Source organism: Streptomyces longhuiensis (assembly GCF_020616555.1).
Taxonomy (GTDB): domain Bacteria; phylum Actinomycetota; class Actinomycetes; order Streptomycetales; family Streptomycetaceae; genus Streptomyces; species Streptomyces longhuiensis.
Window position 1 is genome coordinate 2,487,604 of record NZ_CP085173.1, and the last position, 24,731, is coordinate 2,512,334.

Below are 24,731 nucleotides of genomic sequence, written 5' to 3' on the forward strand. Positions count from 1 at the left end.
CGTGGGCCGGGTGCGTCAGGTTCCGGTGCGCGCGGCCTCGACGGCCAGCGCGAGTGCCCCGAGCAGGGGCGCGTCGTACGGGTGCGCCGCGGGTACGAGCTGCGGCGGGTAGGGCACGGCCGCGTCCAGGGCGGTGCGCAGCGGTGCGTGCAGAGCGGCCCAGGAGCGGACCATGCCGCCGCCGACGACGATCCGCTCGGGATCCACGGCGATGGCGAGGTTGACGAGATGGAAGGCCAGCTCGTCGATGAACTCCACGATGTGGAGGGAGAGCTCGGTGGAACCGTTCGCCTGCGCTGCGCGGCTGAGAGCCTTGCCGCTGACGACGTCCTCCAACGGGATCCGGTCACCGGAGCCCCGTCCGACGTCGGCGACGGTGCGCAGGTTGTAGCCGATCTCGCCGGACGCGCCGTGCCGTCCGGCCACGACCGTGCCGCCGGCCACGATGGCGACGGCGAGCCCGGTGCCGAGGTTCACGTACAGGCCCGGGTCGCAGCCCTTCAACGCCCCGGCGTCGCATTCGTAGCGTGCCGCGGCCTTCACGTCGGTGGCGAGGCGAAGCTCCGACTCCGGGAATTCCAGGGCGAGTTCATGACCGAGGGCGAGTTCGTCCCAGCCGGGGATGTTCGGGGCGAGGGCGACCCCGTCGGCGCCGGGGATGCCGATGGTGGACACCCCGACGGCGACCGGTTCGCGGCCGTCGAGGAGGGAGCGGGCGGCACCCATGGCCCTTTTGAGGCCTGCTCGTGCGCCGTGCTCCGCCGCGGTCTCGACGGTGAGGTCGTGCAACCGGGTGCCGTGCTGGTCCGCAATGGTCAGGGCCGTCTTGGTGCCGCCGAAATCGAGGGCGAGCACGACGGGCGTGGAGGGAGGCACGTTCACATGGAGCTCCTCACGCGGGAGGGAGGCGCCAGTAAAGTTACGTAACTAAACGAGGTTGCCCGGGACTGTACGCGCGATGCGCCTCGTGCGTAAGTCCTCAGGCGCGCAAGGAAGTTGACGATCTTCCGAGGCTTCCGGGGAACGACAAGGCCCCCGGGAGAACCCGGGGGCCTGTCCTGCGCCTGCGCGTGCTCAGCCGGTGAACCCGGCGGTGATCTTCGTGAACTGCCAGTTGTCCTGGCTGATGCCGGAGCAGTTCTCCGCCACTCCCCCGCCCGCGCACGGCCGGTCACGGTTGACCGACCAGAAGGCGAGGCGTGCGATGTGGTGGCTGTTGGCCCAGTCCTTGACCTGGGTCCAGATCGCCGGCGTCGTGGTCTCCTGCTGGTCGCTGAGGCCGTTCATGCCGGAGATGCCGATGTGCCCGTACGCCGTCGTGTCGTCCCAGCCGTAGACCGACTTGAGCTTGGCCTTGAGGCCCTCGGCGGCGTTCACGGTGCTGCCGTACATGTCGGAGCCGCCGCCGAAGTCGAACGGCATGATCGTGAAGACGTCGATGCCCGCGTTCAGGGCCTTGGACTGCTCGATGAGGCGGTTGCCGTAGTACGTCGGTCCGGTCGTCGAGGTGCCGAAGGTGAGGATCGTGCGCAGGCCCGGGTTGTTGGCCTTGACGATCTTCAGGGCGCCCAGGATGCGGTCCTGGACGGCTTCGTTCTCGAACTCGTCGGAGTTCTCGATGTCGACGTCGATGGCCTTGAGCCCGTACGCGTCGATGACCTTCTGGTAGGCGCCCGCGAGGGCTTCGGGGGTCGAGCAGTTGGGGCCGAGCTTGTTGCCGCTCCAGCCGCCGATGGACGGGACGACGTCACCGCCCGCGGAGCGGATGGCGTTGATCGCGGTCTGGTCCTGGCCGCCGGTGAGGGCGCGCTGGCCGTCCCAGGCCGGGTTGCAGCCTCCGGAGGAGAGGACGAACGCCATCGTGAACCACTTGACGCCGGTCGCGTTCATCACCGTGGCCGGGCTGGGCGGGGAACCCCAGCCGGTGTAGAAGTACGGGGCCGCCTGCTTGAAACCGGTCCCGCCGCCGGAGCCCTGATCGGTGGTCACGGAGACCGAGTTGGAGGCGGCCGAGGCATTGCCGGCCGCGTCGTGGGCCTTGACCGTGAAGGCGTACGCGGTGCTCGGGGAGAGGCCGCTGACGGTGGCGCTCGTGCCGGAGACCGTCAGGAGCTTGTTGCTGCCGCCGCTGTAGATGTCGTAGCCGGTGACGCCGACGTTGTCGCTCGCCCCGGTCCAGGACAGGGAGACGCTCGTCGAGGTCTTGCCGGTGGACTTCAGGGCCGTCGGGGCGGTGGGCGCCTGGGTGTCGCCGCCCCCGCCGCCGGGCCCGTCGAGGCTGATGTCGTCGGCGTAGTAGGTGCCTTGCGCGTACCAGCCCTGGGTGTAGATGGTGGCGCTGGTCTGGGAGGCGCCGGTCGTGAACTGCACCGTGAGCTGACTGTAGGCCGTCGGCGACTGCGTCCAGGTCGAGGCCCCGCCGTCCACGCCGAGGTAGACGTAGTTGCCGCGCACCCAGCCCGAGAGGGTGTACGCGGTGTTCGGCTGGACGGAGACGGTCTGGCTGCACTTCGCGTTGTCACTGGAACTGGCCGCCCCCGCCAGGGCTTTGGTGCCGCCGTGGACCGGGCTGGACACGACCGAGCCGAGCCCGCCGGAGCAGGTCCACGGGCTCGTGCTGCCGCTTTCGAAGCCCGCGTTGGACAGCACGTTGGCCGCCTGCGCGGTGGTGGGGAGGGCGACCGCGCCGGCCACGGCGAGTGCGGCGGATCCGATGAGGGCGAGAAGGCGGGGCCTTCCGGAGCGTCTCTTGCGTCTGGAGAACACATGAACTCCCGGTGGGGGCAAGGGGATTGGACCGGACACCAGCGGCGCGCGAGGCGCGACCACCAAGTTGGTATGGACCAATCCCCTTGTCAAGACCCCGCGTTCACTCGGCTCACTCGCGTCCGGGCGCCCGCACGTTCCACTCCGCGATCACCGGTCGCCCGTGTTCCGCCGAAAGGCGGCTCACCGTCCCGGTCGCCAGCTGGAACAACCGGCCGTCCGCCGGGGCGAGGCCCAGGCGGCGGGCCGTGAGCACGCGCAGGACGTGGGCGTGGGCCACCAGGACCACATCGCCCTCGGCGAGCGCGGGTGCCACGCGGGCCAGGACGCGGTCGACCCGCTCGCCCACGGCCTCCGGGGACTCGCCGGGCCCGCCTTCGGGACCCTGCGGGACGCCCTGGGTCCACAGGTCCCAGTCGGGGCGGGTGCGGTGGATCTCGCGGGTGGTGACGCCTTCGTAGGCGCCGTAGTGCCACTCATGGAGATCCGCCTCGGTCCTGGCCCCGCTCAGGCCCGCGAGGTCGGCGGTGCGGACCGCGCGGCCGAGCGGGCTGGTGAGGACGAGGGCGTACGGACGTCCGGCGAGGAGCGGGGCGAGGGACTTGGCCTGTTCCTCGCCGTGCTGGGTGAGGGGCTTGTCCGTCCAGCTGGTGTGCTGTCCGGACAGGCTCCACTCCGTTTCGCCGTGGCGGACCAGCAGGAGGTCGCCCATGGCTGTCGTCTCCCTCTGATTACTTCTTCTCGACGGCGTGGCCGCCGAACTGATTGCGCAGCGCGGCGATCATCTTCATCTGCGGTGAGTCGTCCTGGCGCGAGGCGAAGCGCGCGAACAGGGACGCGGTGATCGCGGGCAGCGGCACCGCGTTGTCGATGGCCGCCTCGACCGTCCAGCGGCCCTCACCGGAGTCGGCGGCGAAGCCGCGCAGCTTCTCCAGGTGCTCGTCGTCGTCCAGCGCGTTGACCGCCAGGTCGAGCAGCCAGGAACGGATGACCGTGCCCTCCTGCCAGGAGCGGAAGACCTCCCGCACATCGGTGACGGAGTCGACCTTCTCCAGGAGCTCCCAGCCCTCGGCGTAGGCCTGCATCATGGCGTACTCGATGCCGTTGTGGACCATCTTGGAGAAGTGCCCGGCGCCGACCTTGCCGGCGTGGACGTAGCCGAAGTCGCCTTCGGGCTTGAGGGCGTCGAAAACGGGCTGGACGCGGGCGATGTGCTCCTTGTCGCCGCCGACCATGAGGGCGTAGCCGTTCTCCAGACCCCAGACACCGCCGGAGACGCCGGCGTCGACGAAGCCGATGCCCTTGGTGGCGAGCTCGGCGGCGTGCTTCTCGTCGTCGGTCCAGCGCGAGTTGCCGCCGTCCACGACGATGTCGCCGGGCGAGAGGAGTTCCTTCAGCTCGTCGATCGTCGACTGGGTGGCGGCGCCCGCGGGGACCATCACCCAGACCACGCGCGGGCCTTCGAGCCGGTCGACGAGCTCGGCGAGCGAGTCGACGTCGGAGACCTCGGGATTGCGGTCGTAGCCGATGACGGTGTGGCCGGCGCGGCGGATGCGCTCGCGCATGTTGCCGCCCATCTTGCCGAGGCCGATGAGTCCGAGCTGTATCGCGGTCATGTCTGTCTTCACTTCTTCCGGAGCGTGCGGTAGGTGGCGACGAGCGCCTGGGTGGAGGCATCGAGGCCGGGGACGTCGGCGCCCTGGGTGAGGGCGGGTTCGACGCGCTTGGCGAGGACCTTGCCGAGTTCGACGCCCCACTGGTCGAAGGAGTCGATGTTCCAGACGGCGCCCTGGACGAACACCTTGTGCTCGTAGAGGGCGATGAGCTGGCCCAGGACGGAAGGCGTGAGTTCCTTCGCCAGGATGGTGGTCGTGGGGTGGTTGCCCTTGAAGGTGCGGTGCGGCACCTGCGCCTCGGCGACGCCCTCGGCGCGGACCTCGTCGGCGGTCTTGCCGAAGGCGAGGGCCTGGCCCTGCGCGAACAGGTTGGCCATCAACAGATCGTGCTGGTCGGCCAGTTGGGCCGAGAGCTCGCCGACCGGGCGGGCGAAGCCGATCAGGTCGGCCGGGATGAGCTTCGTGCCCTGGTGGATGAGCTGGTAGTAGGCGTGCTGCCCGTTGGTGCCGGGGGTGCCCCAGACGACGGGACCCGTCTGCCAGTCCACCGGGCGGCCCTCGCGGTCCACGGACTTGCCGTTGGACTCCATGTCGAGCTGCTGGAGGTACGCCGTGAACTTGGACAGGTAGTGCGAGTACGGGAGCACCGCGTGCGACTGGGCGCCGTGGAAGTTGCCGTACCAGATGCCCAACAGGCCCATCAGGAGCGGAGCGTTCGCCTCGGCGGGGGCGGTGCGGAAGTGCTCGTCGACGAGGTGGAACCCGTCGAGCATCTCCCGGAAGGCGTCCGGGCCGATCGCGATCATCAGCGAGAGGCCGATGGCCGAGTCGTACGAGTAACGGCCTCCGACCCAGTCCCAGAACTCGAACATGTTGGCCGTGTCGATGCCGAAGTCGGACACCTTCTCGGCGTTCGTCGACAGGGCCACGAAGTGCTTCGCGACCGCCGAGTCGTCGCCGAGCGCCGTGAGCAGCCAGCTGCGTGCCGCCGTGGCGTTGGTGATCGTCTCGATCGTGGTGAACGTCTTCGAGGCGATGATGAACAGCGTCTCGGCCGGGTCGAGATCACGCACGGCCTCGTGCAGGTCAGCACCGTCCACGTTCGACACGAAACGGACCGTCAGGTCCCGGTCGGTGAAGGAGCGAAGCACCTCGTACGCCATCGCGGGACCCAGGTCCGAGCCGCCGATGCCGATGTTCACGACGTTCTTGATCCGCTTGCCGGTGTGCCCCGTCCACTCCCCCGAACGGACCTTGCCCGCGAACACGGCCATCTTGTCGAGGACGGCGTGCACCTGCGGGACGACGTTCTCACCGTCGACCTCGACCACCGCGTCACGCGGGGCCCGCAACGCCGTGTGCAGCACGGCCCGGTCCTCCGTCGTATTGATCTTCTCGCCGCGGAACATCGCGTCGCGCTGCCCGAACACGTCGGTGGCGACGGCCAGTTCCTGGAGCAGGGCGAGCGTCTCGTCCGTGATCAGGTGCTTGGAGTAGTCGACGTGCAGGTCGCCGACCTGGACGGTGTAGCGCCCGGCGCGGTCCGGGTCGGTGGTGAACAGATCCCGCAGATGGACCTGGCGCTGCTTCGCGCGGTGGTCCGAAAGGGCCGTCCACTGGGGGCGGACCGTGAGATGCGGGGTGGTGTCAGGCATGTTGAACGCGCTCCTTGGTGCCGTCGCCGCGCAGGGCGATGGCGTACATCTCGTCCGCGTCGAGGCGGCGGAGTTCTTCGGCGATCAGCTCGGAGGTGGTGCGGACCTTGAGGGCCAGGGTGCGCTGCGGCTGGCCGGGCAGGGTGAGCTGCGCGAGGGGCCCGTCGGGGCGGTCGATGCGGATCTCGCCGCCGGCCGTGCCGAGGCGGACGGCGGTGACGACCGGGCCCGCGGTGGTGACGCGCTCGACGGGCACGCCGAGGCGGACACCCAGCCAGCGGGCGAGCAGCTCGGCGCTGGGGTTCTCGGCCTCGCTCTCGACGGCCGCCGAGGTGATCTCGGCGCCGGCCTGATCGAGGGCGGCGGCGAGCATGGAGCGCCACGGGGTGAGGCGGGTCCAGGCGAGATCGGTGTCGCCGGGGGCGTACGAGGCGGCGCGGGCGGCCAGCGCGGTCAGCGGGTCCTCGACGGCGTACGTGTCGGTGATGCGGCGCTGGGCGAGCGCGCCCAGGGGGTCCTTGGCGGGAACCTCGGGGGCGTCGACGGGCCACCAGACGACGACGGGCGCGTCCGGGAGCAGCAGCGGCAGGACGACGGAGTCGGCGTGCTGACCGACCTCGCCGTACAGGCGCAGCAGGACGGTCTCGCCGGTCCCGGCGTCCGCGCCGACCCTGACCTCGGCGTCGAGGCGGTTGCCCTGGCGGTCGCGGGGCGAGCGGGCGTGCCGCTTGATCACGACGAGGGTGCGCGAGGGGTGCTCGCGGGAGGCCTCCTCGGCGGCCTTGATGGAGTCGTAGGCGTTCTCCTCGTCGGTCACGATGACCATCGTGAGGACCATGCCCACGGCCGGGGTGCCAATCGCCCTGCGGCCTTCCACCAGGGCCTTGTTGACCTTGCTTGCCGTCGTGTCGGTGAGGTCGATCTTCATGGCCTGCGCCAGCTCCGTCCGTCTCGTGCGAGCATCTCGTCCGCTTCCTTCGGGCCCCAGCTTCCCGAGGCGTACTGCGCGGGCCGGCCGTGGGCGTCCCAGTGGCCCTCGATCGGGTCGAGGATCTTCCAGGACTCCTCCACCTCCTCCGTACGGGGGAAGAGGTTGGCGTCGCCGAGCAGAACGTCCAGGATGAGCCGTTCGTACGCCTCCGGGCTGGACTCGGTGAAGGACTCGCCGTAGGCGAAGTCCATCGACACGTCCCGGATCTCCATCGAGGTACCCGGGACCTTCGAGCCGAAGCGTACGGTCATGCCCTCGTCGGGCTGGACCCGGATGACCACGGCGTTCTGGCCGAGTTCCTCCGTGGCGGTGGAGTCGAACGGGGAGTGCGGGGCGCGCTGGAAGACGACGGCGATCTCGGTGACGCGGCGGCCGAGGCGCTTGCCGGTGCGCAGGTAGAACGGGACGCCCGCCCAGCGGCGGTTGTCGACCTCCAGCTTGATGGCCGCGTAGGTGTCGGTCTTCGACCTGGGGTCGATGCCGTCTTCCTGGAGGTAGCCGGGGACCTTCTCGCCGCCCTGCCAGCCGGCCGCGTACTGGGCGCGGACGGTGTGCTCGCCGAGGTTCTCGGGCAGCCGCACCGACTTGAGGACCTTGAGCTTCTCGGTGAGGAGCGACTCGGCGTCGAAGGAGGCGGGTTCCTCCATGGCGGTGAGCGCCATGAGCTGGAGGAGGTGGTTCTGGATGACATCACGGGCTGCGCCGATGCCGTCGTAGTAGCCGGCGCGGCCGCCGATGCCGATGTCCTCGGCCATCGTGATCTGCACGTGGTCGACGTAACTCCGGTTCCAGATCGGCTCGTACATCTGGTTGGCGAAGCGGAGGGCCAGGATGTTCTGGACCGTCTCCTTGCCGAGGTAGTGGTCGATCCGGAACACCTGGTCCGGGGCGAACACCTCGTGCACGATCGCGTTGAGTTCGCGGGCGCTGGCGAGGTCGTGGCCGAACGGCTTCTCGATGACGGCGCGGCGCCAGGAGCCCTCGGGTCCGTCGGCGAGGCCGTGCTTCTTGAGCTGCTGCACGACCTGCGGGAAGAACTTCGGCGGCACGGAGAGGTAGAAGGCGTAGTTGCCGCTCGTGCCGCGCTTCTCGTCGAGGTCGTCGACGGCATCGCCCAGCTGCTTGAACGCCGTGTCGTCGTCGAAGTCGCCGGGGATGAAGCGCATGCCCTCGACGAGCTGCTGCCAGACCTCCTCGCGGAACTCCGTGCGGGAGTGCTCGCGCACCGCGTCGTGGACGACCTGGGCGAAGTCCTGGTCCTCCCACTCGCGGCGGGCGAAGCCGACGAGCGAGAAGCCCGGCGGCAGCAGTCCGCGGTTGGCGAGGTCGTAGACGGCCGGCATCAGCTTCTTGCGGGACAGGTCGCCGGTGACGCCGAAGATGACGAGCCCGGAGGGGCCCGCGATGCGCGGCAGGCGGCGGTCGCGGGGGTCCCTCAGCGGGTTCTGCCAAGCTGTGGTGCTCACTTGGCCTGCGCCTCCTTGCCGGCGAGGCGGTTCGCGACGGTGCCGAGCAGGTCGTTCCACGCGACGTCGAACTTGGCGACGCCCTCGTCCTCGAGCTGCTGGACGACCTCGTCGTAGGAGATGCCGAGCGCGTCGACGGCCTTGAGGTCGGCGCGGGCCTGCTCGTAGCCGCCCGTCACCGTGTCGCCGGTGATCTCGCCGTGGTCGGCGGTGGCCTTCAGGGTGCCCTCCGGCATCGTGTTGACCGTGCCGGGGGCGACGAGCTCGTCGACGTACAGGGTGTCCTTGTACGCGGGGTCCTTGACGCCGGTGGAGGCCCACAGCGGGCGCTGCTTGTTGGCGCCGGCGGTCTCCAGCTTCGTGGCGCGCTCGGAGGCGAAGGCCTCTTCGTACGCCTCGTAGGCGAGGCGGGCGTTGGCGAGGGCGGCCCTGCCCTTGAGGGACTTGGCCTCGTCGGTGCCGACCTGGTCGAGGCGCTTGTCGATCTCGGCGTCGACGCGCGAGACGAAGAAGGAGGCGACGGAGTGGACGCCCGCCAGGTCGATGCCGGCGGACTGCGCCTTCTCCAGGCCCGCGAGGTAGGCGTCCATGACGGCGCGGTAGCGCTCCAGGGAGAAGATCAGCGTGACGTTGACGCTGATGCCGAGGCCGATGACCTCGGTGATGGCCGGGAGGCCCGCCTTCGTGGCCGGGATCTTGATCATGACGTTCGGGCGGTCGACCAGCCAGGACAGCTGCTTGGCCTCGGCGACGGTGGCCTCGGTGTCGTGGGCCAGGCGCGGGTCGACCTCGATGGAGACGCGGCCGTCGCGGCCCTCGGTCGCGTCGTACACGGGGCGCAGGATGTCGGCGGCGGCGCGGACGTCGGCGGTCGTCATCATGCGGACCGCCTCGTCGACGGTGACGCCGCGGGTGGCGAGGTCGGCGAGCTGCTCCTCGTACCCCTCACCGGAGCCGATGGCCGCCTGGAAGATCGAGGGGTTCGTCGTGACGCCCACGACGTGGCTGTTCTCGATCAGTTCGGCGAGGTTGCCGGACTCGATGCGCTTGCGGGACAGGTCGTCCAGCCAGATGGAAACGCCTTCGCCGGCAAGGGACTTGAGGGGCTTGACGGTGGAGTCGGCGTTGCTCATGTTCTTCATCTTCTTTCGGGTGTACGGGTGCGTACGGATCAGGCGCGGGCGGCGGTGAGGGACTCGCGCGCCCGGGCGGCGATGTTGTCGGCGGTGAAGCCGTACTCGGCGAAGAGCGTGGCGGCGTCGGCGGAGGCGCCGAAGTGCTCCAGGGAGACGATGCGTCCGGCGTCGCCGACGTAGCGGTACCAGGTCAGTCCGATGCCGGCCTCGACGGCGACGCGCGCCTTCACGGACGACGGCAGGACGCTGTCCTTGTAGTCCTGCGACTGCTCCTCGAACCACTCGACGGACGGCATCGACACGACGCGTGTGCCGATCCCCTCGGCCTCCAGCTGCTCGCGGGCGGCCACGGCGAGGTGCACCTCGGAGCCGGTCGCGATCAGGATGAGGTCGGGCGTCCCGGTGGAGGCCTCGCGCAGGACGTAACCGCCCTTCGCCGCCCGCTCGTCGAGCTCGTACGTGGGCACGCCCTGGCGGGTCAGCGCGAGGCCGTGCGGGGCGGGCTTGGTCGTGCCGCGCCGCAGGATCTCGCGCCAGGCGACGGCGGTCTCGTTGGCGTCGGCCGGGCGGACGATGTTCAGGCCCGGGATGGCGCGCAGGGAGGCGAGGTGCTCGACGGGCTGGTGCGTGGGACCGTCCTCGCCCAGGCCGATGGAGTCGTGCGTCCACACGTACGTGACGGGGAGCTGCATCAGTGCGGAGAGGCGGACGGCGTTGCGCATGTAGTCCGAGAAGACGAGGAAGGTGCCGCCGTAGACACGGGTGTTGCCGTGCAGCGCGATGCCGTTCATCTCGGCGGCCATCGAGTGCTCGCGGATGCCGAAGTGGATCGTGCGGCCGTACGGGTCGGCCTCCGGCAGCGGGTTGCCCTTGGGCAGGAACGAACTGGCCTTGTCGATGGTCGTGTTGTTCGAGCCCGCCAGGTCGGCCGAGCCGCCCCACAGCTCGGGGATGACCGGGCCGAGCGCCTGGAGGACCTTGCCGGACGCGGCGCGCGTCGCGACCTTCGTGCCCTCGTCGAAGGACGGCAGCGCCTGCTCCCAGCCCTCGGGGAGGCGGCCGGCGACGACGCGGTCGAGAAGGGCGGAGCGCTCGGGCTCGGCCGTGCGCCACTCGCCGAGCCGCTTGTCCCACTCGGCGTGCGCGTCGGCGCCGCGGTCGAGGGCCCCGCGGGTGTGGGCGATGACGTCGTCGGCGACCTCGAAGGTCTGCTCCGGGTCGAAGCCGAGGACGCGCTTGGTGGCGGCGATCTCCTCGGCGCCGAGGGCGGAGCCGTGGGACGCCTCGGTGTTCTGCGCGTTCGGGGCGGGCCAGGCGATGATCGTGCGCATCGCGATGATGGACGGGCGGCCGGTCTCGGCCTTCGCCGCGGCCAGGGCCTCGTACAGGGCCCGCACGTCGGTGTCGCCGTCGGCCTGGGGCTCGATGCGCTGGACGTGCCAGCCGTAGGCCTCGTACCGCTTCAGGACGTCCTCGGAGAACGCGGTGGCGGTGTCGCCCTCGATGGAGATGTGGTTGTCGTCGTAGACGAAGACGAGGTTGCCGAGCTTCTGGTGGCCGGCGAGGGAGGAGGCCTCGGCGGAGATGCCCTCCTCCAGGTCGCCGTCGGAGACGATCGCCCAGATGGTGTGGTCGAAGGGGGACTCGCCCTCGGGGGCCTCGGGGTCGAAGAGGCCGCGCTCGTAGCGGGCGGCCATCGCCATGCCGACGGCGTTGGCGACGCCCTGGCCGAGGGGTCCGGTCGTCGTCTCGACACCGGCGGTGTGGCCGTACTCGGGGTGGCCGGGAGTCTTCGAGCCGTGGGTGCGGAACGCCTTCAGGTCGTCCAGCTCCAGCTCGTAGCCGGAGAGGAAGAGCTGGGTGTAGAGGGTGAGGCTGGTGTGGCCCGGGGAGAGGACGAAGCGGTCGCGGCCGGTCCACTCGGGGTCGGCCGGGTCGTGGCGCATGACCTTCTGGAAGAGGGTGTACGCGACGGGGGCCAGGCTCATCGCCGTACCCGGGTGGCCGTTGCCGACCTGCTGCACGGCGTCGGCCGCGAGCAGGCGCGCGGTGTCGACGGCACGCCGGTCGAGGTCACTCCACTCGAAGGGGCCGAGGGCGTCCGGTGTCTGCGTGCTCATCTGTACGACTTCCTTCGCATCCGTTGTGCATCCGAGGTACCCGAAGGCACCGCCCGACCGGGGCGAAAGCCCTGGTCGAACTACCTACGAATCTAAAGGTCATACTTTTGGCGCGGCAGGTGCCCCCGTGCCAGCGTTCGGTGAAAATGGGACACCTGTCAGAGGCCGAGCCGGTTCGACCCAAGGAAAGTGGATGACGGAGCAGGGCGGCGCACATCCGAGCGCACATATGGGAGCGACGGAGCACATCCGTACGTATCCCTTCGACCCGAGCGCCAGCGTGTCCGGGGTCGGGATACAGATCGGCCCGATGGGCACGGAGGGTCCCTGGGCGGGCGGCGTGGGCCTGTCGCGGCGCGTGCACCGGATCGACTTCCACGTCCTGCTCTTCTTCCGCGAGGGCCCGGTCCGCCACATGATCGACTTCACGGAGTACGAGGTCGGCGCCGGCGACATCCTGTGGATCCGGCCCGGCCAGGTGCACGGCTTCTCGACGAGCGAGCGCTACGTCGGCACGGCGCTCACCATGCAGCCCGGCTTCCTGCCGCGCGCGATCGTCGAGGCGACGGGCCTGTACCGCTACGACCGGCCACCCCTGCTCCACCCCGACGAAGCCCAACGCGCCGCCCTGGACGCATCGCTGGAGCAGCTGAAGCGCGAGTATCTGGACACGGCGACGCTGCCGCTCAGCCTGCACACGTCGGTACTGCGTCACTCTCTGACGGCCTTCATGCTGCGGGTCGCGCACGTGTCGGCGCAGGCGGCGGCGGACGAGTGCAGGCCGCAGCCGGACACGACGTTCAGCCGCTTCCGCGCGGCGGTCGAGCAGGGCTTCACCACGAACCACAGCGTGAGCGCGTACGCCGACGAGCTCGGCTACTCCCGGCGCACCCTCGTGCGCGCGGTGCGGGCGGCGACCGGCCAGACCCCGAAGGCCTTCATCGACCGCCGGGTGACCCTGGAGGCGAAGCGCCTGCTGGCCCACACGGACCTGCCGGTGGGCCGGATCGGCGTGGCCGTCGGCATCGGGGACTCGGCGAACTTCTCGAAGTACTTCCAGCAGCACACGGGCGTGACACCGGCGGCGTTCCGAGCCGAACAGGCCTGACAAACCCCGGTTTCCACAGGTATGCACGGGCCCGCGGCGGCCCCGTTTCAGCATGCGCAACGGGGGGTTGACCGTTCTTCTCCCGCCCCTTACGGTGCTCGCACCTCCCACAGGTATATCGATTAACCACTCCGTCGTTACCCGTAACCCCGGTTGGAGACATACCGCTGTGCGCTCTGTGCCCTCGACGATGAGTCGGCGCGGATTCCTCGCCGCCGGCGGCGGACTCGCCGCCGCCTCCGCCCTGTCCGGCTGCTCCGCCCTCGCCGCCGACGACGACGACCCCGGCACCCTCGTGGTGCACAGTCAGCTCGGCACCACCGCCCCCGGCTCCCCCACCTACCTCTCCGCCCTGGACCGGTTCCGCAAGGAGAACCCCGGTCTCAAGGTCAGGAACCTCGTCAACGGCGACGACCTCCCGCAGGTCTACGAGACCTCGCGGCTGGCCCGCAAGGAGCCGGACGTCGTCATGGTGAACCTCTACGACAAGACGCTGGCCTGGACCGACGTCGGCGCCACCGTGGACGTGAAGGGCTACCTGGACGACTGGGGTCTGCGCGAGCGGGTGCTGCCCGTGGCTCTGGACGCGTGGACCGACGGCAAGGGCCGGGTGCGGGCCTTCCCCTACTTCGCCACCAACTGGCCGGTCGCCTTCAACCGGGCGCTCCTCGACAAGGCGGGCGTCGACCGCGTCCCGGCCACCGGCGACGAACTGATCGCCGCGGCGGGCAAGCTGCGCAGGAAGGGCATCGCGCCCGTCACGGTCGGCGGCAACGACTGGACCGGCCAGAAGCTGCTCGCCCAGATCATCCAGACGTTTCTGACCGAGGACGAGGCCAGGCACGTCTACGCGACCGGGGACTTCGGCGGCCGGGGCGCGCGGCAGGGCCTCGAGTACTTCGTGGAGCTGCGCGACGCCGGGGTGTTCGCCGACAAGGCCCAGGGCCTGACATCGGACTCGATGACCACGCAGTTCAACACGCAGGCCGCGGCGATGCAGTCCGCCATGTCGTCGGCCCTGGCGAAGGTGCCGGCCGAGGTGGCGCGCCACACCGACGTGGGGGGCTGGCCGCTGGCCCCGGGGGCGGCACACGACAAGCCGACGATCCTGCGGACGTACACGCTGATCGGCTTCTGGATCAGCCCGAACGGCACGAAGAAGATCGAGGCCGTCGAGAAGTTCCTGCGGTTCATGTACCGCCCGGACACCGTCTCGCGGTTCATCAAGGAGGCCGGGCGCGACATGGCGCTGCGGTCCGACACGGTCAGCTCGCACTTCCCGCTGGTGGCGGCGGCGCAGCGGCTCGGCGGTGACGTGAGCCAGGTGCTGCTGCCCGACCTGTTCGTCCCGCCGGCCGCGACACAGCCGCTGATCACGGCGACGAGCACCTCCTTCACGCGCGGCACGAGCGCGGCCAAGGTCCGCTCGGTCCTCGAGGCCGCGTACCGCGGCGCCTGACCGCACGCCCCCCTTCTCTCCTCATCCGTAAGGGAGTTGCTCATGACGACGATGACGTCGACAGCGGGCGAGACCGCGGTCCGCCGCCCCACCCCGCCTTCCCCGGACGCCGCCCGGCGGCCGCGCCGCCAGGGCGGCACGATCCTCGCCCTGCCCGCCCTCGTCTGGTACCTGGTCTTCATGGTCGGCCCGCTGGTCGCCATCTTCGTGGTCGCGGCCCTGCACTGGCCGGGCATGCTGCAGCCCGTCTCGTTCGCCGGGTTCGACAATGTGCGCACCGTCTTCGACGACCCGGTGTTCTGGGACGCGGTGAGCAACACGGCGATCCAGCTCGTCGTCGCCGTCCCGGTGATGATCGTGTGCGCGTACATGCTCGGCTACTACGTCGCGCAGAAGCCGCCCGGCCACAAGGTCATCCGGTATCTGCTGTTCGTCCCCGGCCTGATCTCGACCCCGGCGAAGGCGATGGTGTTCTACGCGGCGCTGTCCCCGGACGGCCTGGTCAACGGCGGTCTGAAGGCGGTCGGGCTCGGCTCGCTCGCCGACGCGTGGCTCGCCTCCCCCTCGACCGCCCTCGCGTGCCTGATCGCGCTGGACATCTGGGCCGGGATCGGCTTCACGGCGGTGCTGTTCGCGGCGCGGCTCGGGAGCGTCCCCGAGGAGATCGGCGAGGCGGCGCAGCTGGACGGCGCCGGGCACTGGCGGACGATGTGGCGCATCCACTTCCCCGTGATCCGTGACTACGTGGGGGTGGTGACGATGCTGCAGTTCCTGTGGACGCTCTTCGGGTCGGCCCAGCACGTGCTGCTGCTGACGCAGGGCGGCCCCGGCAGCTCGTCGACAACGCTGTCGTTCCTCGTCTACCAGAAGGCGTTCATCGCGGCCGACCTCGGCTACAGCCAGACCGTCGGTGTCTTCCTCTTCCTCACCGGGCTCGTCGGACTGCTCGCCATCCGGCGCGCGTTCCGCCAGAACCACTGATCGGAGCCGTCGCCATGAAGTCCGCCAAGCACAGCCGCCTCGGCAGGTCCTGGCTGCCCGCCCACATCCTCGTCTGGCTCTACGCGGTGCTCCTCGTCGTGCCGCTGTACTACTTCGTCGCCTCGGCGTTCAAGACGAACGAGGAGATCTTCGCCAGTCCGTTCGCGCTGCCGTCGTCATTCGGTCTCGGCAACTTCAGTACCGCCTTCCACAGCGCCGACCTCGGGCTCGCTGTCGTCAACTCGGCCCTGGTGACGGTGTTCTCGCTCGTCCTGACGCTGGCGCTCGCGATCCCCGCGGCGTTCGCGCTGGCCCGTTCGACGGGCCGGCTCGCCTCCCTGGTCGAGAGCGTCTTCTCGCTGGGGTTCCTGATCCCGACGTTCGCGGCGCTCTTCCCGACGTTCCTGCTCGCCGCGGCCACCGGCCTGTTCCACACGCGCACGTTCATGATCCTGTTCCTGCCGGCCACGGCGATGCCGCTCTCGGTGGTGATCCTGGTCCAGTTCATGCGGACCATTCCCAGGGAGATGGAGGAGGCGGCCCGCATGGACGGTGCCTCGACCTTCGCGGTGCTGCGGCACGTGTACACGCCGATGTGCCTGCCCGGCATCGCGACGGTGCTCCTGCTGAACTTCCTGACGTTCTGGAACGAGTACCTGTACTCGCTCGTCATCATCGGCCCGGACCCGGCGCAGCGCACGGTCCAGGTGGCGCTGCCCACGCTGAAGTCCATCACCGGGACGGACTACGGCGTCCTGACCGCGGGGACCGTCCTCACTCTCGTACCGGTGTGGATCGTCTATACGGTGCTCCAGAAGCGGATGCAGCAGGCACTCGTCAGTGGGGCGGTGAAGATGTGAGCGGGACCCGACCGAAACGGCCGACCGGTCGTCCGACCATCAAGGCGGTGGCGGCCGCGGCGGGGGTGTCGACGGCCGCCGTGTCGCAGGCGTTCAACGAGAAGGGCCGGCTCGCCGAGCCGACCCGGCGGCGGATCCTCGACGCGGCGGCGGAGCTCGGCTGGTCGCCGAGCGCGTCGGCCTCGGCGCTGCGCAGCGCCCGTACGCGCACACTCGCGCTCGTCGTGCGCAGGCCCACCGACGTGCTCGGGGCCGACCCGCACTTCAGTGAGCTGATCACCGGTATAGAGGGCGAGTTGGCGCCGCGCGGCTACGGTCTGCTCCTGCATCTGGTCGCCGGTGTCGACGAGGAGAGCGCGCTGTACGAGCGGCTCGCCTCGGAGGGCCGGGTCGACGGGGCCGTCCTGACGGACGCGCGGGCCGACGACCCGCGCCCGGCGCTGCTGCGGCGCATAGGTCTTCCGTCGGTGCTGCTCGGCGCGCCCGACCCGGAGGCGACCGTGCCGACCGTCGGGCTCGGCAACCAGGGGGCGGGCGTCCACGAGGCGGTCGACCACCTGCTCGGGCTCGGCCACCGGCGCATCGCGTACGTCTCCGGACCCGCCGAGCTCCAGCACACCCGGCTGCGCCGCACGGTCTTCGAGGAGACACTCGAACTCGCCGGGCTCCGGCCCGCCGCCGTCCTGAGCACCGACTTCTCGGAGTCGGCCGCCGTCGCCGCGACCGAGGCGCTCATCGGACGCGCCGAGCGGCCGACCGCGATCGTGTACGCCAACGACTCGATGGCCGTGTGCGGCATCGGCACCGCCCAGCGGGCCGGCCTCGCCGTGCCCCGGGACCTGTCCGTCGTCGGCTACGACAACCTCCCCCTCGGCCGGTGGCTGCACCCGCGCCTGACGACCGTCGACCAGCAGGTGCAGCGGGTCGGCGCGGCCGCCGCGCGCGTGCTGCTCGCCCGGTGCGGCGAGGACGTCCCCGAGACAGCGCTCGAAGGGCGCCCGCACCTGGTCGTCCGCGAGTCGACCGGCCCCGCAACCCCCTGATGAATCCCGCATTTCAACGGAGCTAGGTACCACCATGCGACGCCACAGCGCCCACCTCACCCACGACTCCGCCGTCCTGCCCTGGCTCGGCGCCAACTTCTGGTCCCGCACCGGCGGTCCCCTGATGTGGCGCGACTACGAGCCGAAGACGGTGCGCGAGGAACTGGCGGTGCTGCGCGAGCACGGTCTGAACATGACCCGCTCGTTCTTCTACTGGCCCGACTTCCACCCCGAACCGCACCGGATCGACGAGGAGCTGTGCGAGCGCTTCCGCGACTTCCTCGACGCGCACACCGAGGCGGGCATGGGCACCGTTCCGACGTTCATCGTCGGCCACATGTCCGGCGAGAACTGGGACCCGGCCTGGCGCGGGGGCCGGGACCTGTACGAGGACGTGTGGATGGTCGGCCGCCAGGCGTGGTTCGTGTCGCAGATGACGCGCCGCTTCAAGGACCACCCGGCGGTCACGGGCTGGCTGATCACCAACGAGATGCCGGGCTACGGGCGGATCTACCAGGTCGACCCGCCCTCCAGCGACGTCGTCACGGCGTGGGCGCAGGCCATGTGCAACGCGGTGCGCGCGGCCGGCGGCACCCAGCCCGTCTCCCTGGGCGACGGGGCGTGGGGCATCGAGGTGACGGGCCGCGACAACGGCTTCTCGCTGCGGGACACCGCCGAGTACGTCGACTTCGTGGGCCCGCACGTCTACCGCTCCGACACGGACCGGCCGCGCCAGCACTACCGGGCCGCGTTCGAGTGCGAGCTCGCGGCCGTCACCGGGCAGCCGGTGGTCCTCGAGGAGTTCGGCCTGTCGACGGACACGGTCTCCGCCGAGAACGCGGGCGTGTACTACCGCCAGACCCTGCACAACTCACTGCTCGGCGGCGCGACGGGCTGGGTCGCCTGGAACAACACGGACTACGACGACCTGTGGGACCGGTCCCCCTACGACCACCACCCCTTCGAGATGCACTTCGGCATCACGGACAGCACGGGCGCGCCGAAGGCCCCGCTCGTCGAACTCGCCGCGTTCGCCGAGGTGTTGGAGCAGGTCGACTTCGCGCGCTGCCGCCGCTCGGACGCCGGGGCCGCGCTGGTCGTGCCCGCCTTCCTGGAGCGCGGCTACCCCTACAGCCGCCCCGCCGACCGTCCACTCATCTTCACCTCGCTCCACCAGGGGTACGTCGCGGCGCGCGCCGCCGATCTGGCGGTGGGTCTCACCCGGGAGGCGGACGGCGTCAGCGAGGACGCGGCGCTCTATCTCCTGCCCGCGACACGGCAGTTGACGACGCGGACCCGGCGCGCCCTCGCGCGGCGGGCCGCCGAGGGGGCGACGGTCTATCTGTCCTTCTGCTCGGGCGAGCACCCCGGGACGCGCGGGCCGTGGTTCGACGACCTGGACGGGCTGTTCGGGGTCGAGATGCAGCTGTCGTACGGGGTGGCCGAGCCGATCGAGGACGACGTCCTGGAGATGACGTTCACGAAGGACTTCGGGGGCATCAGGGCCGGTGAGACCCTGCGCTTCCCGGTCGCGGGCAACGAGGACAGCCGGGCGTACCTGCCGGTCGAGGCGCGCGACGCGGAGGTCGTCGCCGTCGACGCGCACGGCCGCCCCGCGCTGCTCTCGCGGGCCACGGGCCTCGGCCGCACCGTCCTCGCGACGTATCCGCTGGAGCACATGGCCGCCCGCACGGCGCACGTCAACCCGGAGCAGACTCACCGGCTGTACGCGGCGCTCGCCGAGGTCGCCGGTGTGGCACGGCCCGTGACGGTCGAGAGCCCGTACGTGTCGGCCGATGTGCTGGTCCATGAGGACGGGCGGCGCTTCGTGTGGCTGGTGAGCCAGTCCGGGCAGGAGGTGGCGGTGCGTCCGGAGACGGACGGGGCACTGCACGACGCGGGGACGGGCGAGCCCGTCACGGACGTCACCCTGGACCCGTACGGCGTGCGCGTTCTGGAACTGCGATGAACGAGCCGCTGTACCGCGACCCTGCCGCCCCGGTGCCCGAGCGCGTGCGGGACCTGCTCGCCCGTATGACCCTCGCCGAGAAGGTCGGGCAGCTCAACCAGCGGATGTACGGCTGGCACGCGTACGAGCGCACCGGTACGGGCCATCGCCTCACGGACGCGTTCCGCTCCGAGGTCGCCGCGTACGACGGCATGGGCGCCCTGTACGGGCTCCAGCGCGCGGACCCGTGGTCCGGGGTGACGTTCGCCGACGGGATCACGGCGGCGGACGCGGCGGGTGTCGCGGACGCCGTACAGCGGCACATGGTCGAACAGACGCGGCTCGGCATCCCCGTCCTCCTGGTCGAGGAGGTCCCGCACGGCCACCAGGCGCTCGACGGCACCGTCCTGCCGGTGAACCTGGCCGTGGGCTCGACGTGGGACCCGGACCTCTACGAGGAGGCGGCGGCCGCGGCCGGGGCCGAACTGCGGGCCAGGGGTGGCCATCTGGCCCTGGTGTCGGCGCTCGACCTCGTCCGCGACCCGCGCTGGGGCCGGGCCGAGGAGTGCTTCGGCGAGGACCCGTATCTGGCGGCCCGGTTCACGGAGGCGCTCGTACGGGGCATGCGGCGGGCCGGAGTCGGAGTGGTGCTCAAGCACTTCGCGGGCCAGGGTGCCTCGGTCGGCGGGCGCAACAGCGCGGCCACCGAGCTCGGCGCCCGCGAGCTGCACGAGGTCCACCTGGCGGCGGCGCGGGCGGGGGTCCGCGCGGGCGCCGCGGGCGTGATGGCGGCGTACAACGAGTTCGACGGCCTGCCGTGCGCCGCGAGCCGGTACCTCCTGACCGAACTCCTGCGGGAGCGCTGGGGGTTCGACGGCATCGTGATGGCGGACGGGGGCGCGCTCGACCGGCTGACGCGGCTGGCCGGCGATCCCGCGGCGGGGGGCGCGCTCGCCCTGGCGGCGGGCACGGATCTGAGCCTGTGGGACGGCTGCTTCCCGCGACTCGGGGAGGCTGTCGAGCGGGGGCTCGTCGCGGAGGAGACCGTGGACACGGCGGTGGAGCGCGTCCTCGCGCTCAAGTTCCGCCTCGGCCTCTTCGAGCGGCCCTACGCCGGAGATCCTGAACAGCCGTCCGATGTGCGGGAGTTGAGCGAGCGCGTGGCCCGGGAGGCGATCGTACTCCTGGAACACGACGGGGTGACGCTGCCGCTCGGCCCTGCCCCGCGCCGCATCGCGGTCATGGGTCCCGGCGCGGACTCCGTTCCCGGCCAGATCGGGGACTACACCGCGCCGCAGCGGCCCGGCTCGGGTGTCACCGTGCTCGACGGGATCCGGGCGGGGGCCGCCCCCGGCTCCGAAGTGGCGTACGCGCGCGGCTGCGAGCTCGTCGGCGGCGACCTCTCCGGCGTGCCGGAGGCGGTCGCTCTGGCCGCGTCGTCGGACGTGGCCGTGCTCGTCCTCGGCGGGTCGAGCGCCCGCGAGGCCGACACACGCTTCGAGGCCAACGGGGCGGCCGTCGTCGCCTCGGGGAACCCGGTCGGCATGACCTGCGGGGAAGGCGTCGACCTGGCCGATCTGCGGCTGCCCGACGGGCAGTCGGCTCTGCTCGACGCGGTGGCGGCGACGGGCACCCCGGTCGTCGTGGTCCTCGTCCAGGGCCGCCCGCACGCGCTGCCCGACCTCACGGGGAAGGCGAAGGGCGTGCTGTGCGCCTGGTACCCGGGGCCGTGGGGCGGACGGGCGGTGGCCGACGTCCTGTTCGGGGCCGCGTCGCCCGCGGGCCGGCTCCCGGTGTCGGTGCCGCGGTCCGCCGCGCAGCTGCCGGTGTTCTACAACGCCAAGGATCACGGCTACCGCGGCTACGTGGACCAGAGCGCCACCGCGCGGCACGCCTTCGGCCACGGCCTGTCCTACTCGACGGTCGAGTACGCGGCGCCCCGCCTCGCACGGTCCGAAGTCGGCGCCGATGAACCCGGCACGACGTGCTCGGTCACCGTGACCAACACCGGGACGCGGCCCGTGCGCGAGACGGTGCAGCTGTATGTGCGCCGGGTGTCGGGCGGTACGTCGTGGCCGCGTGTGCGGGAGCTGCGCGGGTTCGTACGGCTCGACCTGGAGCCCGGCGGGAGCGCGGAGGCCGTGTTCGCCGTCGACGCCGAGGTGCTCGCCTCGGTCACCCGCGACCTGGACCTCGCCGTGGAGCCCGGCGAGTTCTCGATCGAGACGGGACCCTCGTCGGACCGCACGCGCGGCGTGGCGCTGACCGTGACGCCATGACGGGGGTGGGGGCCGGGTGATCGGCGGCGGAGCTGGTTGAATCGTCCGCATGTCACGCCCCGCCCCCACCTGCCCCTGCGGGCTCCCCTCCGCGTACGACGCCTGCTGCGGCCGGTATCACTCCGGAGGGGCGAACGCGCCGACCGCCGAGGCCCTGATGCGGTCCCGCTACTGCGCCTTCGCCGTCAAGGACGCCGCGTACCTGCTGCGGACCTGGCACCCGGCCACCCGGCCCCCGGCCGTCACCTTCGAGCCGGGCATGAAGTGGACCGGTCTGGAGATCCTGGGGACGACCGAGGGGTCGGCCTTCCACAGCACCGGCACCGTCACCTTCCGGGCCCGCTACACCGACGGCGGACGGCCCGGCTCGCTGCACGAGCGCAGCAGGTTCATACGGCTCGACGGCGCATGGGTGTACGTCGACGGCGACTTCATCGAATAGTGCGCGCCCGCGCGCTCAGGGCGCGAGGATGTCCAGTTCCTCGAGCGCGCCCACCGCGATCTCGCGCGTGAGCGCCTCCGCGCGGGCCGCGTCCCCCTCGCGGACGGCCTCGGCGACGTGCACATGGAGCGACACGGCCGCCGGGTCCGGGTCCTCGAACATCACCTGGTGGTGCGTGCGGCCCGCGAGGACCTCCGCGACCACGTCGCCGAGCCGGGCGAACATCTCGTTGCCCGACGCGTTCAGGACGACCCGGTGGAACTCGATGTCGTGGACGAGGTACGCCTCCAGCTGATGGCCGCGTGACGTGGCGACCATGCCGAGCGCGCACTCGGTGAGCGCGGCGCACTGTTCGGCCGTGGCGTGCCGCGCGGCGAGTCCGGCCGCGACCGGCTCGACCGCGGAACGCAGCACCGTGAGGGAGCGCAGCTGGCGCGGCCGGTCCGCGCCGGCCAGCCGCCAGCGGATGACCTGCGGGTCGTAGACGTTCCACTCCTCCGTGGGCCGGACGGTCACGCCGACCCGGCGCCGGGACTCCACGAGGTGCATCGACTCGAGCACCCGCACGGCCTCCCGCATAACCGAACGGGACACCTCGTACCGCTGGGCCAGCTCGTCCGTGCGCAGCACGCTGCCCGGTGGGTACTCCCCGGCGGTGATGGCGGGGCCGAGGTTTTCCAGTACGTGGGCGTGCAGCCCCCGGCCCTGTGTGGTCATGACGTCAGCGTACGAGGCGGGTCGACGGAATAAAAAGTCAGACTTTTATGTCACAGACTCTTGAATTTGTCCGACCATTCAGGTTTCAGTGGCGTGACACAGCGATGTCGAAGAAGACAGCGAGGACGCGATGAAGACACGACGCACCCCCCACGTCGTCGTAGTCATGGGCGTGGCAGGGACCGGCAAGACCACGATCGGCCCCCTGCTCGCAGACAGGCTCGGCGTCCCGTACGCCGAGGGCGACGACTTCCACCCGCCGGCGAACATCGCCAAGATGTCGGCCGGCACCCCCCTGACCGACGACGACCGGTGGCCGTGGCTCGACGCCATCGGCGCATGGGCGCACGGACGGGCGGGACTCGGCGGCGTCGTCAGCAGCTCCGCCCTCAAGCGGAGCTATCGCGACCGGCTCAGGGCCGAGGCCCCAGGAGTCGTGTTCGTCCACCTCACCGGCGACCGCGCCCTGATCGAGGACCGGATGTCGCACCGCCAGGGGCACTTCATGCCCACGGCCCTGCTGGACTCGCAGTTCGCCACGCTCCAGCCGCTCGCGGCGGACGAGGCGGGCGTCGACGTCGATGTGTCGGGCAGCCCCGAGGAGATCACGGAGCGGGCCGTCGCGGCCCTCGCCGACCTCGAAGGCGCGTCCTAGTCCCCCAGCGCCCGGCGCTGAAGCAGTTCCAGAAGTCCCCACCCACACCAAGGAAAAACCGTGACCAGTCTCAGCGTCGAGACGCTGGCAGCGGATGCCGTCGAACCGATCACCTCGGCGGGCCACGCCCAGCTGGGGATCGCCGTCCTCGCGGGCATCGCTGTCATCGTTCTGCTCATCACGAAGTTCCGGGTCCACGCCTTCCTGGCGCTGACCATCGGTTCTCTGGCCCTGGGAGCCTTCGCGGGCGCCCCTCTCGACAAGACCATCGTCAGCTTCACCGCGGGCCTTGGTTCCACCGTGGCCGGTGTGGGTGTGCTGATCGCGCTCGGCGCGATCCTGGGCAAGCTGCTCGCCGACTCGGGCGGCGCCGACCAGATCGTCGACACGATCCTCGCCAAGGCGGGCGGGCGCGCCATGCCGTGGGCGATGGTCCTGATCGCCTCGGTGATCGGTCTGCCGCTGTTCTTCGAGGTCGGCATCGTGCTGCTGATCCCGGTCGTCCTGATGGTCGCCAAGCGCGGCAACTACTCGCTGATGCGGATCGGCATCCCGGCCCTCGCCGGCCTGTCGGTCATGCACGGCCTGATCCCGCCGCACCCCGGCCCGCTCGTCGCGATCGACGCCGTCGGTGCCAACCTCGGCGTCACGCTCGCCCTGGGTGTCCTCATCGCCATCCCGACGGTGATCATCGCCGGTCCGCTGTTCTCGAAGGTCGCCGCCCGCTGGGTGGACGTCCAGGCCCCGGACAAGATGACCCCGGCGCGGGCCAGCGACGACCTGGAGAAGCGTCCCAGCTTCCGCGCGGCCGTCGCCACGATCCTGCTCCCCGTCGTCCTGATGCTCGCCAAGGCGCTCGTCGACATCGTCGTGGACAAGCCCGAGCACACCGTGCAGCGCGTCTTCGACGTCATCGGTTCGCCGCTGATCGCCCTGCTCGCCGCCGTGATCGTCGGCATGTTCACGCTGGGCCGCGCGGCCGGGTTCACCAAGGACCGGCTGTCCTCCACCGTCGAGAAGTCGCTCGCCCCGATCGCGGGCGTCCTCCTCATCGTCGGCGCGGGCGGCGGCTTCAAGCAGACCCTCATCGACTCCGGTGTGGGCCAGATGGTCCTCGACATCTCCAAGGACTGGGCGATCCCGGCCCTGCTGCTCGCCTGGCTGATCGCGGTCGTCATACGCCTCGCCACGGGCTCCGCCACCGTCGCGACCATCTCGGCGGCCGGCCTCGTGGCGCCGCTCGCGGCCGACATGTCGACCGCTCACACGGCCCTGCTGGTCCTCGCGATCGGCGCCGGCTCGCTCTTCTTCAGCCACGTGAACGACGCGGGCTTCTGGCTGGTGAAGGAGTACTTCGGCCTGGACGTCGGGCAGACCATCAAGACCTGGTCCGTCATGGAGACGATCATCTCGGTCGTCGCCGGTGGCCTGGTCCTGCTGCTGTCCCTGGTCATCTAGCCGCAGTCGTCCGACCGCCTCATGATCTGGC

General features: G+C 70.9%; 20 protein-coding genes. 10 read left to right on the forward strand and 10 right to left on the reverse strand.

Annotated elements, in window-relative coordinates; translation table 11 throughout:
* Positions 1-15 precede the first annotated feature (15 nt).
* The 9 genes from LGI35_RS11720 to tkt form a co-directional block, all read right to left on the reverse strand.
* The gene (locus LGI35_RS11720; protein ID WP_227293813.1) at positions 16-882 is read right to left on the reverse strand and encodes an ROK family protein; all 867 of its coding nucleotides are present in this window, start codon (positions 880-882) and stop codon (positions 16-18) included.
* Between the two features lie 192 nt (positions 883-1,074).
* Positions 1,075-2,766 carry a carbohydrate binding domain-containing protein gene (locus tag LGI35_RS11725; protein WP_227293814.1) on the reverse strand — a complete coding sequence of 564 codons (1,692 nt, stop codon included), beginning with the start codon at positions 2,764-2,766 and terminating at the stop codon, positions 1,075-1,077.
* A 112-nt stretch (positions 2,767-2,878) separates the two neighbouring features.
* Positions 2,879-3,478: a histidine phosphatase family protein gene (locus LGI35_RS11730; RefSeq protein ID WP_227293815.1), complete on the reverse strand. Its 600-nt coding sequence runs from the start codon at positions 3,476-3,478 to the stop codon at positions 2,879-2,881.
* A 19-nt stretch (positions 3,479-3,497) separates the two neighbouring features.
* Positions 3,498-4,373 carry a phosphogluconate dehydrogenase (NAD(+)-dependent, decarboxylating) gene (gnd, locus tag LGI35_RS11735; protein ID WP_264484721.1) on the reverse strand — a complete coding sequence of 292 codons (876 nt, stop codon included), beginning with the start codon at positions 4,371-4,373 and terminating at the stop codon, positions 3,498-3,500.
* 17 nt (positions 4,374-4,390) lie between these two features.
* Complete coding sequence (gene pgi / locus LGI35_RS11740) at positions 4,391-6,037, reverse strand: glucose-6-phosphate isomerase (RefSeq protein WP_227293817.1); 1,647 nt, start codon at positions 6,035-6,037, stop codon at positions 4,391-4,393.
* Positions 6,030-6,965, reverse strand: a complete 936-nt coding sequence (gene opcA / locus LGI35_RS11745; protein ID WP_227293818.1) for a glucose-6-phosphate dehydrogenase assembly protein OpcA — start codon at positions 6,963-6,965, stop codon at positions 6,030-6,032. The genes pgi and opcA overlap by 8 nt, the downstream gene beginning before the upstream one ends.
* Positions 6,962-8,494: a glucose-6-phosphate dehydrogenase gene (gene zwf, locus LGI35_RS11750; RefSeq protein ID WP_227293819.1), complete on the reverse strand. Its 1,533-nt coding sequence runs from the start codon at positions 8,492-8,494 to the stop codon at positions 6,962-6,964. Before zwf ends, opcA begins: the two co-directional genes overlap by 4 nt.
* On the reverse strand, positions 8,491-9,627 hold the full coding sequence (gene tal, locus LGI35_RS11755) for a transaldolase (protein ID WP_376567492.1): 1,137 nt from the start codon (positions 9,625-9,627) through the stop codon (positions 8,491-8,493). Before tal ends, zwf begins: the two co-directional genes overlap by 4 nt.
* 38 nt (positions 9,628-9,665) lie before the next feature.
* On the reverse strand, positions 9,666-11,750 hold the full coding sequence (tkt, locus tag LGI35_RS11760; RefSeq protein ID WP_227293821.1) for a transketolase: 2,085 nt from the start codon (positions 11,748-11,750) through the stop codon (positions 9,666-9,668).
* A 193-nt stretch (positions 11,751-11,943) separates the two neighbouring features.
* Between tkt and LGI35_RS11765 the strand changes: the two genes are divergently transcribed.
* From LGI35_RS11765 to LGI35_RS11800, 8 genes are all read left to right on the forward strand, one after another.
* Positions 11,944-12,858, forward strand: a complete 915-nt coding sequence (locus LGI35_RS11765) for a helix-turn-helix domain-containing protein (protein WP_227293822.1) — start codon at positions 11,944-11,946, stop codon at positions 12,856-12,858.
* A gap of 178 nt (positions 12,859-13,036) precedes the next feature.
* Positions 13,037-14,317 (forward strand): ABC transporter substrate-binding protein, encoded by a 1,281-nt coding sequence (locus tag LGI35_RS11770; protein ID WP_227300270.1) that lies wholly within the window; start codon positions 13,037-13,039, stop codon positions 14,315-14,317.
* 42 nt (positions 14,318-14,359) lie between these two features.
* Positions 14,360-15,298: a carbohydrate ABC transporter permease gene (locus LGI35_RS11775; RefSeq protein ID WP_227293823.1), complete on the forward strand. Its 939-nt coding sequence runs from the start codon at positions 14,360-14,362 to the stop codon at positions 15,296-15,298.
* 14 nt (positions 15,299-15,312) lie between these two features.
* Positions 15,313-16,158 carry a carbohydrate ABC transporter permease gene (locus LGI35_RS11780; RefSeq protein ID WP_227293824.1) on the forward strand — a complete coding sequence of 282 codons (846 nt, stop codon included), beginning with the start codon at positions 15,313-15,315 and terminating at the stop codon, positions 16,156-16,158.
* On the forward strand, positions 16,155-17,201 hold the full coding sequence (locus tag LGI35_RS11785; protein ID WP_227293825.1) for a LacI family DNA-binding transcriptional regulator: 1,047 nt from the start codon (positions 16,155-16,157) through the stop codon (positions 17,199-17,201). Before LGI35_RS11780 ends, LGI35_RS11785 begins: the two co-directional genes overlap by 4 nt.
* A 34-nt stretch (positions 17,202-17,235) precedes the next feature.
* Entirely contained in the window at positions 17,236-19,170 is a 1,935-nt protein-coding gene (locus LGI35_RS11790) for a glycoside hydrolase 5 family protein (protein WP_227293826.1), read from the forward strand.
* Entirely contained in the window at positions 19,167-21,428 is a 2,262-nt protein-coding gene (locus LGI35_RS11795; RefSeq protein WP_227293827.1) for a glycoside hydrolase family 3 N-terminal domain-containing protein, read from the forward strand. The genes LGI35_RS11790 and LGI35_RS11795 overlap by 4 nt, the downstream gene beginning before the upstream one ends.
* A 49-nt stretch (positions 21,429-21,477) precedes the next feature.
* Positions 21,478-21,870 (forward strand): YchJ family protein, encoded by a 393-nt coding sequence (locus LGI35_RS11800; RefSeq protein ID WP_227293828.1) that lies wholly within the window; start codon positions 21,478-21,480, stop codon positions 21,868-21,870.
* 15 nt (positions 21,871-21,885) lie between these two features.
* On the opposite strand, the gene LGI35_RS11805 is transcribed toward LGI35_RS11800, so the two are convergent.
* A complete protein-coding gene (locus LGI35_RS11805; protein ID WP_116502988.1) occupies positions 21,886-22,587 on the reverse strand; it encodes a FadR/GntR family transcriptional regulator in 702 nt (233 codons plus the stop codon).
* Between the two features lie 130 nt (positions 22,588-22,717).
* On the opposite strand from LGI35_RS11805, the gene LGI35_RS11810 reads away from it, so the two are divergent.
* Positions 22,718-23,242 (forward strand): gluconokinase, encoded by a 525-nt coding sequence (locus LGI35_RS11810; protein WP_227293829.1) that lies wholly within the window; start codon positions 22,718-22,720, stop codon positions 23,240-23,242.
* 60 nt (positions 23,243-23,302) lie between these two features.
* Positions 23,303-24,700, forward strand: a complete 1,398-nt coding sequence (locus tag LGI35_RS11815; RefSeq protein ID WP_227293830.1) for a GntT/GntP/DsdX family permease — start codon at positions 23,303-23,305, stop codon at positions 24,698-24,700.
* Positions 24,701-24,731 lie beyond the last annotated feature (31 nt).